Genomic DNA, 13,388 nt, shown 5'->3' on the forward strand with positions numbered 1-13,388 from the left:
CATCACCTCTTCGGCCGGTGACGAGACGGCCGCGAACTCACCCGAACCGGCCTAAGCTCGCGCGCAGTGGTACAGCGTCTGCCCGGTGTCCGAACCGCCGTAGTCGGACACCGGGACCGGCACGCAGGCCGACCGGACCCACCGCGTGATCCGCGTCGCGGCCGTCACCCCGCTCACCCCACGACCGGCGCCCCCCACCACGACGTACCGGACCTCACCCGCCCCCACGAGCCGCCGGAACCCCGCCTCCGTCGGGAACGGCACCCGGCCGCTGAACCCGCCGAGCGGCAGCACGTGCGCTCCGGTGGCGAGGATGTACGGGGACGCGGCGCTCCAGTCCGTGGTGGCGAAGACGTACGGCGCCGAGCCCTGGCGGGCGGTCGTATAGGCGAGCAACTCCCGCTGGGAGGCGGTGAGTCCACCGTCCGAGCTGATCCCGCCGAAGCCGGGGCCTGCGGCACGTACGGCGTCCCCCATCAGTCCACCCATCAGTCCGCCCGTACGCCCGCCCGTGCGTCCGTCCGCGTGCCCGCCCATGCCGTCGCCCCACGGCAGCCGGTCCGTCCGGCCGCCCGCCGACACGAAGGTCCCCGGCGCCCCGCGTCCACCCCGGGTGTCGGACGGCCCGACCGCGCCCATACCGGTACTGCGGTACGAGGGGGTGAACACCTGCGCCACCCACGCGCCCGGCGCGATCAGCACGGCGGCGAGGGCGGTGGCGAGCCCGGCGAGAGCGAGGCGCCCGCCGAACCGCCCACCCGACGACCCACCGAACCACCCCGGCCCGCCACCGGGACGCCCCACCGCCAGCAGGATGACGGCCGCCGCACCCAGCATCGTCACGACCGGCGCCAACCATGGCAGGAACGAACTGAACTCCGCCGCGAGATACGTGCTCCACACCGTCGTCGCCGCCACCGCCCCCGGCAACGCCCACGCCCGCCGCCCACCGGCCCGGTACGCCCGCCACATCACGACGGTGCCGCCGCCCGTCAACGCGGCCAGCGGCACCGCGATCACGCCCATGTAGTACGTGTGGCCCCCCACGCTCCCCGCGCTGAACACCAGGAAGAACGTCGCCAGCCAGGTCCCCCAGAGCAGGAACCCGGCACGCAGCCCGTCGGTACGCGGCCGTCCCCGGCTCCACACCAGCCCGCATACGGCACACACCGCCGCGAACGGATACAGCCACCCGGTCTGCGAGGCGAGCGAGGTCCCGAACATCTTCGCCCAGCCGTCCTGCCCCTGGCCGCCCGGCCTCCTCCCTTGAGCGCCACCGCCGAAAGCACGAGCACCTGCACGCGCAGCCGCACCAGAACCGGAACCGGCACCCATCCCCGCGTCACCCGCCCGATGCCCACCCCCCTGAGTCCCGCTCACACTCCCCGTGGAAGCCGCGCTGATCCCCAATGAGGAGAACCGGTTCAGGAAGTTGTACCCGACCACCATGCTGAACGCGGAGTTGTCGGTCGTCCCGTCCACATAGGGCCGGTCCTTCGCCGGCACCAACGTCACCGCCACCATCCACGACACCGACACAGCGGCCATCACGACCCCGGCCACCCCGAGGTGAACCACCCTCCGCCGCAAGGGAATCGGCGCCGACACCAGATACACGACAGCCAGCGCGGGCAGCACCGCCCACGCCTCCAGCATCTTGCTCTGGAACCCGACCCCGACCCACACCCCCGCGACGACCAGCGTCCGCGCACGCCCGTCCCGCGCGGCCCGCTGCGTCGCCTCCGCCGCGAGCAGCACGCACAGCGTGAACGCCGGATCCTCGACAGCCGTGCGGAACAGCCCGACCGACACCGGCGTCAGCAGGAAGGCCGTGCAGGCGACGAGCGCCGCGTTCGCGCCGGCCCACCGGGACACGAGCCGGTGCAGCACGAGCACGCTCACCATGCCCTCGATCACCTGAGGGAGGACCAGCGCCCACGGATGGAATCCGAAGACGCGTGCGGACAGCGCCTGCGGCCAGAGAAATCCGGGGAGTTTGTCGAGAGTGATGGAATTCCCGGGGTCGAACGAGCCGTAGAAGAACGCTTTCCAGTTCTCCGACATGCTGCGCGCGGCGTCCGCGTAGAACGCGTGGTACGAGCTGTGGTCGATGCCCCACGTGTAGAGCACGGCGGCGAGCGCGAGGAGGCCCAGCAGCGCCGGTCGTGCGTATGCGGGCTGGTCGGAGGGGGAGCGCCAGGGGGCGCGCCGCAGGGGCGCGGTCGGCGCGGGGACTGTCGTAGCCATGCACAGCAGTGTTCGCCAAGCCCCGCGCGGACCTTCCCGATTCGGCCCCCTCCAAGAGAATTCTCATCGTCTCGAGAACGGCACTTTAACGACGGGGGCCGCTTTTCAACCTGTGCGGGGAATTCCATTGCCTGCCGATCGACAGGAGCAGACACAGGATTCGCACAGCCGTAAAGGGCGTGTCGCCCGGTGCGGGCGGTCGTTGTCCCGGCATGAAGATCCGTGCCCTCTGTGCCACAGTCGCCGCGACCGCCGGCGCCCTCGCGTTCGTGCTGGGAGCCGCCTCGCCGTCGTCCGCGCTGCCGAGCGACTACTGCTACGGCGCCCCGGACGGCCTCTACTCCTACCCCCAAGGCGTGCAGTTCTACGTCGAGTGCAGAGCGGGGGTGGCCGTGCTCCACTCCTGTCCGTCGGGCCTGAACTTCAACGCGCACGGCCGATACTGCGACTGGCCCGCCAGCGCCGACCCGGGCTATCAGGTCTATCCGCCCAACTACCGCCCCTAGTCCGCGGCTCGCACGAGCCGCCCGAGTGCGCGGGCGTCGGCGAGCATGGCCTCGTCGAACGCCCGGGCCTCCGTGCGCGCGGCGCGCAGGACCGCGTCCAGGAACAGCGCCATGCTGTCGGCGGGCGGCACCCGCAGCACACGCTCCCCCGCACCGTCCCGCGCCGAGACCGCCGTTTCCTGCCCTGGCGGCATCGAGAACGGCCGCTCGACATCAACTGCCGCCCGCGAGCCGATCAGTTGGAGCGTGTTCCGGTAGACGCTGGTGAACCCGAAGTGCCCGACGACGGCCCGCCCGCCCGGGTACCGCCCGAGCACGCTGTACGACAGCACGGCCCCGTCCCCCGCCCGGTCCCCCACCACGACGCTCAGTTCCTGCGGCTCCAACCCCCACAACACCCGCCCCAGAGAGGCGAGATAGGGCCCGGTGTCGAGCAGCGCCCCGCCGCCGCGCACGGCGTCGTGCCGGAAGTCCCCCGCCGGCACGGGCGGCGTGAAGACGGCCACCGCCTTGGTCGCGTCCGCCGCGAGCTCCCGGACGACGGAGAACACAGGGTGGAACGCGTAACAGGTCGCCTCGGCCAGCACGAGCGACGACCGCCGGGCCAGCTCCACCAACTCCGGTACCCCGTCAGGGTCGTGGAGCGCGGGTTTGTCGACGACGACGTGCCAGCCCCGCTCCAGCGCCTCCCGTACGGCCTCGGCGTGCTCGGCGTTGACGAGCGACACGTACGCCAGCCCCGGCGGGCACTCGGCGAGGGCCTTGCGCCAATCCCCGTACAGCGAGCGCGACTTGGGCAGCCCGGCCGCGTCGTCCGGTGTCGCGTGGCGGCTGGCGATGTCGACGGCCGTGATGCCCGGCAGGCTCGCGGCGGCGGGCAGCACCCTGCGCCGGGCGAACGCGGAGAGGCCGATGAGCAGGAGGTCCATCGTCAGCCCCGTCCGTACACGCGCTCGGCGACGGCCAGCTTGGCGGCACGCAGTTCCGCCAGCCGATCTCCGCTGAAACCACCGGAGTTGGGCGGCGGGGGGACCTCGGGCGCGCGCACAAGACCCCACCCGGACCCGGCGTCGAGCAGGGATTGATGCTTGGTCCCGTAGTACCCGTCCCCCACGACCAGCCCCACCCCGTACGCCCCTGCGGCAGCCGCCACCAGATGCGGATGGAACCGCGTCCCGAGCCAGCGCTGACCGGCCCGTGCGGGCAGCCCGTTCGTGAGGACGTCGTCCAGTCCGTACCGGCGCACGCCGGGCACCTCCTTCTCGACGGCGTCCAGCACGTCCCGGTCCTGCCGCGGCGAGCACTCCAGCAGCCCGACGTCCGTGGCACCCCACGCCCGCAGCACCTCGGCGACGTAACGGGCCGTGTCCTCGGGCGAGTTGTCGGCCAGCAGGGACTGGACGCTCACCATGACCTCCGGCACCTCCCCTTGTGTGCGCAGGAGTTGAGGCCCGAGGCCGAGGAACACGTCGTCGCAGTACTCCCCTTGAGGGGACAGCCCCGCGAACTCGGCGGAGGCCGCGTCCCGTACGTCGACGACGTCGAAGCGGTCGAGGAACGACCGGGTCAGCCCGGTCTCGTCAGCCGGCGGCCACAGCCCCTGCCCGGTCGCCGCCGTCCGTGCCCCGCTCGCCCGCGCGACGGTCACGATGCCCGCCGGGAGCCCGGCGAAGTACGGCCAGATCGCGTTGAGATAGCCGCCGCCCGCGAGGTGGATCACCCGGGCCCCGTACAGATCGCCGAGGCCGGGGGCGCGTACGGCGTCCGTCATCCACGCGCAGACGGCCGCCGGATCGGTCTCGGGCCACAGGCTCAGGCAGAGGTTCCACAGCGTGTTCGTGAAGCGGGCGCGGGGGTGGAGGCCGGCGAGGTGGGCGGCGGCGGTCCCGGGGTAGAGGCAGTCGACGACGACGTCCGTGCCGGGGGCGGTCTCGGCGAGGTGGCGCAGCCAGGTCGCGGCGATGACCTCGTCGCCGTAGTTGGGGATGCCCGCCGGGCAGACGAGGTAGTGGGCGCCGGTCATGAGGCGCGGTGCATCGCGGTCAGCTCCTCCAGGCGGGGCACGCAGGCCGTCGGCGGCGGGTCGGCGGCCAGATCGTCGTACAGCAGCTCGGCGCCCTCCCGGAAGCCGGGTTCTTCGAGGACGCGCACGAGCGCCTTGCACAGGGCCTCCCCGTCGAGCCTGGCCAGGTCGAGGGCGAGTCCGGCGCCGTACGCGGCGACCTGGCGGGCGGTGGCCGCCTCGTCCCACAGTGGCTGCGGTACGACGATCTGCGGAACCCGGCAGGCGGCGGCCGTGGCGAAGGTGCCACGCCCGCCCTGGTGGACGATCGCGGAACAGGACGGGAGAAGGTGGTCGAAGGGAACGTATCCGACGGGCCGGACGTTGGCGGGGTACGGGGCGAGACCGGAGAGCTGGTCGGGCGTCAGGGTGACGAGGAGGTCGATGTCGAGATCTGAACAGGCGCGCAGGACGTCGCCGAGCGGGAAGGCCGTCTCGGGCAGGCGGATCTCCTGCCGGGTCGTGCCGAGGGTGAGGACGACCCGGGGGCGGGCCGGGGGTTCGTGGAGCCAGGGGGTGAGCTCGGCGGGTCCGCCGTAGGGGATGCGGCGGACGGGGACGGTCGTGCCGTGCGCGGGGTACGGGTGGGGGCGGCTGAGGTCCACGGACCAGTCCCCGAGGAGGGTCGCGGCGGTGAACTCCAGTCCGTACGGCGCGAGCAGCCGTCCGAGCCAGTCGGCGCCGGGGTCCGGCCCCGGGCCGGCCGCGAGGAGCCGGTCGCGCAGCAGGGCGACGGTGTCCGTGCCCCAGACCAGCCTGCCGTGGGCGGCGCCGCAGAGCCGGGCGGCGACCGGCGCGGGGAACATGAGCATGTCCCACAGGACGAGGTCGGGCCGCCAGGCGCCGGTGAACGCGACGAGTTTCCGCAGCAGGCCGTGCCGTTCGCCGAGGGGGACGTCCGGCGCGTACACCTCGGTGCACAGGAACCGCAGCGCCTCGTGGAAGCGGCCCCACTCGCGGGGGTCGTCGGAGTCGGGGTCCAGGGCCAGGAAGCCGGACTCGTTGTGGGCGCCGGGCCGTACGGGCGAGATGTCGCCCTCGCCGCCGAGCGGTACGGCGGTGAGGCCCGCCCCCTCGATGTGCCGGGCCGCCTCGCGCTCCGGGCCCCAGTCGCCGGTGACCACGACCTCGTGCCCGGCGGCGCGCAGGGCCCAGGCGAGCGGGATCACCGCGTTGAGGTGCGCTTTCACGGGCAGGACCGCCAGGACTACGCGCATGCGGGGCTCCAGGGGACGCGTGAGGGGGTGTGGCCAGCCTTTCCCGGGCCGGGGCCGGTCGTACATCCGTATCGGCCGATCGAGTTCACATCGGGTTCCCGGCTACGGCACCCGGGTTAACCCGTGCGCTCCCGCGGGGTCCCGCCGCGCCGAACGGACAACGGATGGGTCAGAGCCTGTGTCACAGGAGAGGACCGGATGACCATGACTTCACTCACGCGGGTCGCCGTCGTAGGCGCCGGATTCCTGGGAAGCGCGCTCGCCTTCGGGGCCGTGGACCGGGGGTGGGACGCGACCGTGATCGGGCGTTCCGATCCGTACGCGCTGCGCGGGCGGGATCCGCTGCGGTTCGTGCGGGGCGAGGGGGCGAAGGAGTTGCCGGCCGTCCTCGCCCGGGGCGCCGACGCGGTGGTGATCGCCGCCGGGGGCCGTTTCCCGGTCCCGTCGGCGGACGAGCCGGAGGCCGACGTCGTGGAGACCCTGTCGCTGGTCGTCAACGTCTGCGAGACGGTCCGCACCCTGAGCCCCGCCACCCGCGTCGTGTTCCTCTCCTCGGCGGGCGGCGTCTACGCGCCCGGCCCCGGCCCGCGCACCGAGTCCCACCCCGCCCTGCCCGTCTCCCCGTACGGCATGTCGCGCCTGGCGGCGGAGGAGTACCTGGACTTCTACCGCCGGGTGCACGGCCTGCCGACGACCGCGCTGCGCTGTTCCAACGTGTACGGGCGTCTGCTGCCTGAGGCGCGGGGTCAGGGCGTGGTGTCGGCGGCGTTCCGCTGCGCGCTGACCGGGAAGGCGTTCACGCTGCACGGGACCGGTGAACAGCGCCGGGACTTCCTGCACCTGGACGACCTCGTCCAGGCCGTCCTCGAACTGCTCGCCCTGCGCGGGGAGTTGCCGGGGACCGTCAACATCGGCTCCGGCGTGGGGTGTTCGGTCGCCGAGGTGGTCGGCCTGGTGTCCGCCGCGACGGAGCGGCACATCCCGGTCGAGGCGGGGCCGAGCGCGGGGACCGACGCCGGCGATCTGATCGTGGACGCGTCGCTGCTGCGCTCCCTCGTGGACTTCCGGCCCTTGTCCCCGGCCGCCGGATTCGCCCTCATGGCACGGGAGTTGACATGTCGGTTCTGATCAGCGGCGCCCACGGCTTCCGGTCCTCGGCGCGGACGGCCGAGAGCCCGCTGACGCCGGACCCGGAAGCCTTCCTGCGCGAGCGCGCCGCCGCGTCCGCGTTCCGGGTGGAGCAGGTCCCGCTGGACTCCCTCACGGACTGGCGCCTCGGCCATCGACTGGGCCATGTCTCGGGCCGGTTCTTCACCGTCGAGGGGCTGTCGGTGCGCACGACCTTCGGGACGACGCCCCAGTGGTGCCAGCCGATCATCGTGCAGCCCGACATCGGGATCCTCGGCATCCTGGTCAAGCGCATCGACGGCGTCCACCACTTCCTGATGCAGGCCAAGATGGAGCCCGGCAACACGGCGCTGGTCCAGTACTCCGCGACCGTGCAGGCGACGCCCAGCAACTACGAGCGCGTGCACGGCGGGAAGGCCACGCCGTACCTGGACTACTTCCTGCGCCCCGGTTCGCGTGCCGTCGTCTTCGACCAGCTCCTGTCCGAGCACTCCTCCTGGTACCTGTACAAGCGGAACCGCAACATGATCGTGGAGATCCCGGAGCACGAAGAGGTCCCGGTCGGCGAGGAGTTCACGTGGCTGACGCTCGGGCAGCTGCGGCGGATGCTCGCGCTGGGCGACCGGGTGAACATGAACGCGCGCACCGTGCTCTCCGCGATCACCTACGCCGGGACGCCGGACACGGACGTCGTCCGGTCCCATCAGCGGCAGACCTCGGACGCCGACGTCGCGGCGGCGATGACCTGGCTCATCGACCAGAAGGCGCGGTTCGACCTGGACGTGCGGCGCGTCGGCCTGCGGGACCTGCCGGGCTGGATCTGCGACGGGCACAGCGTCCGGCACGAGGAGGGGCGGTACTTCCAGATCGTCGGCCTGTCCGTCGGGGCGACCAGCCGCGAGGTGACCTCGTGGACGCAGCCGATGCTGCGGCCCAACCCCGGCAACGTCGCCGCGTTCGTCTGCCAACTCCGCGACGGCACCCTCCAGTTCCTCGTCCAGGCGATGGCCCAGCCGGGTGCCACGGACCGGCTGGAGCTGGCCCCGACGGTCCAGCTGACGCCGGGCACGTACCGGGGGCTGGAGGATCTGCCGCCGCTGGCCGACCTGTTGGACCGCGATCCGTCGTGGACGGTCCTCGACAGCATCCAGTCCGAGGACGGAGGGCGCTTCCAGAACGCCGACACACGGCACCTCGTCGTCCGGGTCCCCGACGATCTGACGGTCGAGGCGCCGCCCAACTACCGGTGGATGACACTGGGGTTGCTCAACCGGCTGATGCGGATGGGGTACTACGTCAATGTGGAGACGCGGAGCCTGATGGCCTGCCTGCTGTGAGGGTCTCGGCCAACTCGCTCGCCCGGAAAGCCGCGTTGTCGTGGATGCCGATGACGTACCCGTCGATGTCCCGGAAGTAGAAGACGCGTTGGCCCACGTCGTCCGTCAACGGCCCTTTGAGGATCTCGGCCTTGCGGGCGACGCGGTCGTGGAAGGCGTCGAAGTCGTCGACGGTCAGGTAGAGCATTCCGGCGAGGCCGATGGGGGTGTCGGCGAGCGGGGGGAGCCACTCCTTGAGGTCGGCGTTGCTGTACAGCAGTCCGCAGAACTCGCCTCGGTGCAGGAGGAGATGGACGTCGTCGCCGGGGCGGGCGATGGTGGAGTCGGTCTGGAAGCCGAGGGATTCGTAGAAGGCGATGCTGGCGGCGGTGTCCCGGACGCTGATGCATGTCGTGAACGGCATGGGGCCGGCTCCTAAGGCTCTTCGGGACGAGGCTGCTCGGCCGGACGGGACTGTTCGGCCGGGTAGAACTGCTCGGCCCACTTGCGGTATTTGCCGATCGGCCCGTCCCCGGCCGCCAGGCGTGGTCGGGGCTGGTACGCCTGGTACTGCCACACCGGCAGGTCCGGGAGGCTGCCGGCGGCGTGGACGGCGTAGAAGACCTCCCGCAGGAGGCGCGCGCCCAGGGTGCCCAGCGGGCCGTCCGAGCCGGTCGTCGCCGTCGCCGCGAACCGGAACCGGGTCCGCCAGGGGCCGATGGGGGTGGGCAGGGCGAAGAACCGGGTGCGGGCGGCGCCGACAGGCAGGGCGCATTCGATGACGGTCAGGCCGAGGCCGTGGACGGCGAAGGTGTACTCCGTCTCGACCCGTCCGATGCGCGGGAGTGTGCTGACGACCTGGAATCCGCCCGTGCAGCTGGGCCCGTCGAACACCGCGTCGGGCTTTCTCGCGAGGGTCGCGCCGTGGAGCTGCTCCAGGTGACCGAAGTCGATGACGTTCTCGGTCATCTGCTGCGGGTGGCTCGCGACCTCGTACGTCGCCGCGCGCGGGCGCTGCCAGCCGGCGGTCGGGATCGCCGGGGGTTCCCAGGAGGGGGGTTCCTGGCCGTGCCACACCAGGACGAGGCCGCCGCTCTCGCGCACGTGCAGCGTACCGAGCGGGGCGCGGGGTGCGGGGCGTCCGTACGCGGTGCGCAGGCAGGGGCCGTCGAGGCTGAACGTGAACCGGTGGAAGCCGCAGGTGATCTCGTCGCCGGAGACCTCGCCCAGGACGCCCAGGTGTGCGCCGAGATGGGGGCAGTGGGGGTGCAGGGCGCGCAGGACGCCGCTCGCGCCTCGGGCCAGGACGACGTCCGTGTCCGCGAGGCGGCGGGTCAGGAGGGTGCCGGGGCGGATCTCGTGGCTGAGGGCGAGGCAGAACCAGCCGGTGGGGTGGGGAAGGGGGGCTTCCGCGCCGGGAGCGGCGGGGGTGGCTGGGGTGGCGCCGACGCCGTGCCCGGACGACGCCGGGGTCGCACCCGCCCTGCGCGCGAACGATGCCGGGGTCGCCCCCGCGCCGTGTCTGAACAGCTTGAGATGCCGGCGGCCGAGCAGGAGCCCCACGCCGCTCACCACCGCACCGGCAGCTCGGCCAGCCCGCCGGTGAGCGCACGCTGACGCATCCTCAGTTCCCGCGGGTCCACGGCGAGTTCCAGCGTCGGGAAGCGGGTCACCAACTCCCGCAGCACCACCCCGAGTTCGATCCGTGCCAGCGGCGCCCCCGGGCAGTACCGGCCGCCGTGCCCGAACGTGACGTGTCCCGCCGCCCGGCGTGTGATGTCGAGCCGGTGCGGGTCGGGAAAGACGCACGGGTCGTGGTTGGCGGCGCTGTTGGCGAGCAGGACGAGGTCACCGGCGCGGACGGTCGTCCCGTCGATGTCCAGGTCCTCGCGCGCGTACCGGGGAATGCCGCCGCCGGTCCCCTTCGCCGAGGCGCGCAGCAGTTCCTCGACCGCGCCGGGGATCAGCGCGGGATCGTCCACCAGGGCCCGCCACTGCTCGGGGTTCGTCAGCAACAGCAGGACGCCCAGGCCGATGTGGACGACGGTCGTCTCGTGCCCGGCGAACAGCAGGGCCATCGACAGCGCGGCGATCTCGTCGTCCGGGACGTCTTCGGCCGCGACCAGCCGGGAGATCACGTCGTCGCCGGGTTCGGCGCGCTTGCGGGCGACCAACTCGCGGCCGTAGCCGAAGAGTTCGAGCATGCCCCGCTCGCAGCTCGCCGGGTCGCCGAGGGTGGCGGCGGCGTCGGTCCAGGCGCGGAAGCGGTCGCGGTCCTCGTAGGGGACGCCGAGGAGTTCGCAGATGACGAGGATCGGCAGCGGGACGGCGAGTGCGGTGTGCAGGTCGGCCGGGGGGCCGTGCTCGGCGAGGTCGTCCAGGAGCCGCGTGGTGAGGGTCTCGACGCGGGGTGTGAGGTCCCGCATGATCCGGGGGGCGAAGTGCGGGCGCAGCAGGGAGCGGATGCGGGCGTGGTCGGCGGCCTCGGTGGCGAAGTCGCCGAGCAGGCCGTTGAAGACGGTCTCGTCCGTGCGCGCGGCGGTCTCGGGGGTGGGGTGGGTGCGGCCGAGCCGGTCGTCGTCGAGCAGGTTCCGGACGTGTTCGTGGCCGGTGACCAGCCAGGCCGGGTCGCCCATCGCCGTACGGACCCGGTGGACCGTTCCGCGCTCCTGGAGTTCGCGCAGTCCGGTCGCCATGCGCAGCGGGTCCCCTTGTTCGAAGGGGAGCCGGGTCTCGGCGGTCATGCGAGGGGGCGCCGGGCGACGACCAGGAGGTAGCCGAGCAGGGCAGGGTCGATCACGGCCTGCGGGTCGAAGTAGCAGCGGGCTTCGGTGTCGTCGGGCGGGATGTCCAACGCCCGTGCGCGTTCGGCGAGTTCGGTGAACGACCGGGGGACGGTCTCGTCGGTGATGTCCAGCATCTCCACGAACTCCAGTCCCGCCGCCCGCAGAAGGGCCGGATAGTCGTCGAGCCGCGCGCTGGTCGAGCCCATCGTCTCGTGCAGGGCGCGGGCGCCGTCGGAGGGTGCGGGACGGCGGAAGAAGTCGGTGAGGACGACCCGTCCGCCGGGGCGCAGGACGCGCCTCAACTCCCGTAGGACGTGCAAGCGGTCGGGCATGTGCGGCATGGATTCGAGGGCGAAGGCCGCGTCGAACGACCCGTCGCCGTACGGCAGTTCCATGGCGTCCGCCTGCTCGAAGGCGACCTGCCCCGGGGAGCGGGTGGCCAACTGCTGGGCGCGGACGACCTGTTCGCCGCTGACCGAGATGCCGATGACCTCCGCGCCGGTCCGGTGCGCGATCCGTACCGCCGGGGCGCCCACCCCGCAGCCGACGTCCAGGAGCCGGGAGCCGGGGCCGATGCGCAGGCGGTCGGTCATGACGTCGGTGAGCCGGTCCGTGGCCTCGTCGTAGGTGAGCGCGCTGTCGGGGGTGTCCCAGTAGCCGAGGTGGGCGTTGAAGCCGTCACCTCCGATGAGGTCGGCGGCGAGCAGCGTCATGCGGTCGTACATCCGGCCGACGTCCTCGGCCACGGGTGCGGGGGTCGTCGTGGGGTCTGTCGTCATCTGGTCCTCCTCGGGTGCTTGAACTCTGTCTCCGCGGGTCCTCGCACGAAACGCTTCCCGCCGGGAGAGGCACCGTTCGAGGGAAATGCTGACGCCGTACGGGTACGTCGCGGAGGGCGGGCGGCGCGCGAGCGGGGAACGTCCCGTCACCCACGCGAAAGAGGTCCCGATGCCCGAGCCGCTCGACTACCCCTTCAACGAAGGGCACAGCCTGGAACTGTCCTGCCGGTACGAGGAGGCGCTCGCGGACGACGGGCTGCGGCGCGTCCGGCTGCCGTACGGCACTCCGGCGTGGCTCGCCACCCGGTACGCGGACGTCCGCGGCGTCCTCGGCGACTCCCGCTTCAGCCGCGCCGCCTGCGCCGTCAACGACGAACCCCGGGAGGCCGAACTCCAGGTCAACCAGGGGATGATGGCGATGGACCCGCCGGACCACAGCCGGCTGCGGCGGCTGCTGTCGAAGGCGTTCACCGTGCAGCGCATCGAGCGGATGCGGCCTGAGGTACGGGAGTTGACGGAGCGTCTGCTCGCCGGCATGGTCGCCGCCGGTCCGCCCGCCGACCTCGTGGAGTCCCTCGCGCTGCCGCTGCCGGTCATCGTGATCTGCCGGATGCTCGGCGTGCCCGAGGCCGACCAGCATCTGTTCCGTACGTGGAGCGAGAACACGGTGTCGAGCGCGGTCGGCGCGCGGGAGGCCGAGGCCAGCCGTCAGGACTTCCACGCCTACGTGTCCGGCCTCGTCGCCGAACGCCGGGAGCGGCCCGGGGACGATCTGATGTCGGCGCTGATCGAGGCGCGGGACCACGAAGACCGGTTGTCCGAGGCCGAGTTGTTCGAGCAGTGCGTGGGGCTGCTGATCGCGGGCCACGAGACGACGGCCACGTCGGTGCCGAATTTCCTCTACACGCTCTTCCAACACCCCGATCAGCTGCGGCGGTTGCGTGAGGACCCGGCGCTGATCCCGTCCGCCGTCGAGGAGTTGCTCCGGTACGTCCCGCTGCGCACCGGCGCGCTCGCCGCCCGCTGGGCCACCGAGGACGTCCAGGTCGGCGGCACGCTGGTCCGCGCGGGCGAGCCGGTGGTCGTCTCCGTCGGGGCGGCGAACCGGGACGCGCGGCGGTTCGCCGAGCCCGGTGTCCTCGACCTCGGCCGGACGGGGAACCGGCATGTGGCGTTCGGGTACGGCGTCCACTACTGCCCCGGCTCGGCGCTGGCCCGGCTGGAGATCCAGGAGGCGTTGCGGGCCCTGCTGTCGGGGTTGCCGGGGCTGCGGCTCGCGGGGGACGTGGAGTGGAAGTCGCGGATGTCGTTGAGGGGGGTACGGCGGATGCCGGTGGAGTGGTGAGC

Annotated in this window: 12 protein-coding genes; 4 read left to right on the forward strand and 8 right to left on the reverse strand. The window is 72.6% G+C overall.

From position 1 onward, the window contains the following. Positions 1 to 51: 51 nt before the first annotated feature. The gene (locus PV682_RS22670; RefSeq protein ID WP_319732642.1) at positions 52 to 2,247 is read right to left on the reverse strand and encodes an ArnT family glycosyltransferase; all 2,196 of its coding nucleotides are present in this window, start codon (positions 2,245 to 2,247) and stop codon (positions 52 to 54) included. 212 nt (positions 2,248 to 2,459) lie between these two features. Here PV682_RS22670 and PV682_RS22675 point away from each other — a divergent pair, with 212 nt between their 5' ends. Beyond that, a complete protein-coding gene (locus PV682_RS22675) occupies positions 2,460 to 2,753 on the forward strand; it encodes a carbohydrate-binding module family 14 protein (protein WP_319732644.1) in 294 nt (97 codons plus the stop codon). Here PV682_RS22675 and PV682_RS22680 read toward each other — a convergent pair. From PV682_RS22680 to PV682_RS22690, 3 genes are read right to left on the reverse strand one after another with little or no spacing between them, the layout of a single operon-like run. Beyond that, positions 2,750 to 3,682, reverse strand: a complete 933-nt coding sequence (locus PV682_RS22680) for a Gfo/Idh/MocA family protein (protein ID WP_319732646.1) — start codon at positions 3,680 to 3,682, stop codon at positions 2,750 to 2,752. The genes PV682_RS22675 and PV682_RS22680 overlap by 4 nt on opposite strands. A gap of 2 nt (positions 3,683 to 3,684) precedes the next feature. Next, positions 3,685 to 4,776, reverse strand: coding sequence for a polysaccharide pyruvyl transferase family protein (locus PV682_RS22685; RefSeq protein ID WP_319732648.1), 1,092 nt, complete (start codon positions 4,774 to 4,776; stop codon positions 3,685 to 3,687). Further along, positions 4,773 to 6,032, reverse strand: coding sequence for a nucleotide disphospho-sugar-binding domain-containing protein (locus PV682_RS22690; RefSeq protein ID WP_319732650.1), 1,260 nt, complete (start codon positions 6,030 to 6,032; stop codon positions 4,773 to 4,775). Before PV682_RS22690 ends, PV682_RS22685 begins: the two co-directional genes overlap by 4 nt. Positions 6,033 to 6,230: 198 nt before the next feature. Here PV682_RS22690 and PV682_RS22695 point away from each other — a divergent pair, with 198 nt between their 5' ends. Then, complete coding sequence (locus PV682_RS22695) at positions 6,231 to 7,160, forward strand: NAD-dependent epimerase/dehydratase family protein (protein WP_319732652.1); 930 nt, start codon at positions 6,231 to 6,233, stop codon at positions 7,158 to 7,160. Beyond that, complete coding sequence (locus tag PV682_RS22700) at positions 7,148 to 8,497, forward strand: NDP-hexose 2,3-dehydratase family protein (RefSeq protein WP_319732654.1); 1,350 nt, start codon at positions 7,148 to 7,150, stop codon at positions 8,495 to 8,497. The genes PV682_RS22695 and PV682_RS22700 overlap by 13 nt, the downstream gene beginning before the upstream one ends. On the opposite strand, the gene PV682_RS22705 is transcribed toward PV682_RS22700, so the two are convergent. The 4 genes from PV682_RS22705 to PV682_RS22720 are packed head-to-tail and all read right to left on the reverse strand — an operon-like array spanning position 8,457 to position 12,041. Further along, positions 8,457 to 8,900 carry a VOC family protein gene (locus tag PV682_RS22705; protein ID WP_319732656.1) on the reverse strand — a complete coding sequence of 148 codons (444 nt, stop codon included), beginning with the start codon at positions 8,898 to 8,900 and terminating at the stop codon, positions 8,457 to 8,459. The genes PV682_RS22700 and PV682_RS22705 overlap by 41 nt on opposite strands. 11 nt (positions 8,901 to 8,911) lie before the next feature. Further along, positions 8,912 to 10,039, reverse strand: a complete 1,128-nt coding sequence (locus PV682_RS22710; RefSeq protein WP_319732658.1) for an aromatic ring-hydroxylating oxygenase subunit alpha — start codon at positions 10,037 to 10,039, stop codon at positions 8,912 to 8,914. Between the two features lie 5 nt (positions 10,040 to 10,044). Beyond that, on the reverse strand, positions 10,045 to 11,220 hold the full coding sequence (locus tag PV682_RS22715) for a cytochrome P450 (RefSeq protein WP_319732660.1): 1,176 nt from the start codon (positions 11,218 to 11,220) through the stop codon (positions 10,045 to 10,047). Then, positions 11,217 to 12,041, reverse strand: coding sequence for a class I SAM-dependent methyltransferase (locus tag PV682_RS22720; protein ID WP_319732662.1), 825 nt, complete (start codon positions 12,039 to 12,041; stop codon positions 11,217 to 11,219). Before PV682_RS22720 ends, PV682_RS22715 begins: the two co-directional genes overlap by 4 nt. A 169-nt stretch (positions 12,042 to 12,210) precedes the next feature. Between PV682_RS22720 and PV682_RS22725 the strand changes: the two genes are divergently transcribed. Continuing rightward, complete coding sequence (locus PV682_RS22725) at positions 12,211 to 13,386, forward strand: cytochrome P450 (RefSeq protein WP_319732814.1); 1,176 nt, start codon at positions 12,211 to 12,213, stop codon at positions 13,384 to 13,386. The last annotated feature ends 2 nt before the right edge of the window (positions 13,387 to 13,388 follow it).

The organism is Streptomyces niveiscabiei (genome assembly GCF_033794345.1).
GTDB classification, from domain to species: Bacteria; Actinomycetota; Actinomycetes; order Streptomycetales; family Streptomycetaceae; genus Streptomyces; species Streptomyces niveiscabiei.

Bases quoted from the DNA above. Each gene is read 5' to 3' on its own strand.
- PV682_RS22680 (WP_319732646.1), bottom strand. From the start codon at position 3,682: ATGGACCTCCTGCTCATCGGCCTCTCCGCGTTCGCCCGGCGCAGGGTG.
- PV682_RS22675 (WP_319732644.1), top strand. From the start codon at position 2,460: ATGAAGATCCGTGCCCTCTGTGCCACAGTCGCCGCGACCGCCGGCGCC.
- PV682_RS22725 (WP_319732814.1), top strand. From the start codon at position 12,211: ATGCCCGAGCCGCTCGACTACCCCTTCAACGAAGGGCACAGCCTGGAA.
- PV682_RS22700 (WP_319732654.1), top strand. From the start codon at position 7,148: ATGTCGGTTCTGATCAGCGGCGCCCACGGCTTCCGGTCCTCGGCGCGG.
- PV682_RS22670 (WP_319732642.1), bottom strand. From the start codon at position 2,247: ATGGCTACGACAGTCCCCGCGCCGACCGCGCCCCTGCGGCGCGCCCCC.
- PV682_RS22690 (WP_319732650.1), bottom strand. From the start codon at position 6,032: ATGCGCGTAGTCCTGGCGGTCCTGCCCGTGAAAGCGCACCTCAACGCG.
- PV682_RS22715 (WP_319732660.1), bottom strand. From the start codon at position 11,220: ATGACCGCCGAGACCCGGCTCCCCTTCGAACAAGGGGACCCGCTGCGC.
- PV682_RS22705 (WP_319732656.1), bottom strand. From the start codon at position 8,900: ATGCCGTTCACGACATGCATCAGCGTCCGGGACACCGCCGCCAGCATC.
- PV682_RS22695 (WP_319732652.1), top strand. From the start codon at position 6,231: ATGACCATGACTTCACTCACGCGGGTCGCCGTCGTAGGCGCCGGATTC.
- PV682_RS22720 (WP_319732662.1), bottom strand. From the start codon at position 12,041: ATGACGACAGACCCCACGACGACCCCCGCACCCGTGGCCGAGGACGTC.
- PV682_RS22685 (WP_319732648.1), bottom strand. From the start codon at position 4,776: ATGACCGGCGCCCACTACCTCGTCTGCCCGGCGGGCATCCCCAACTAC.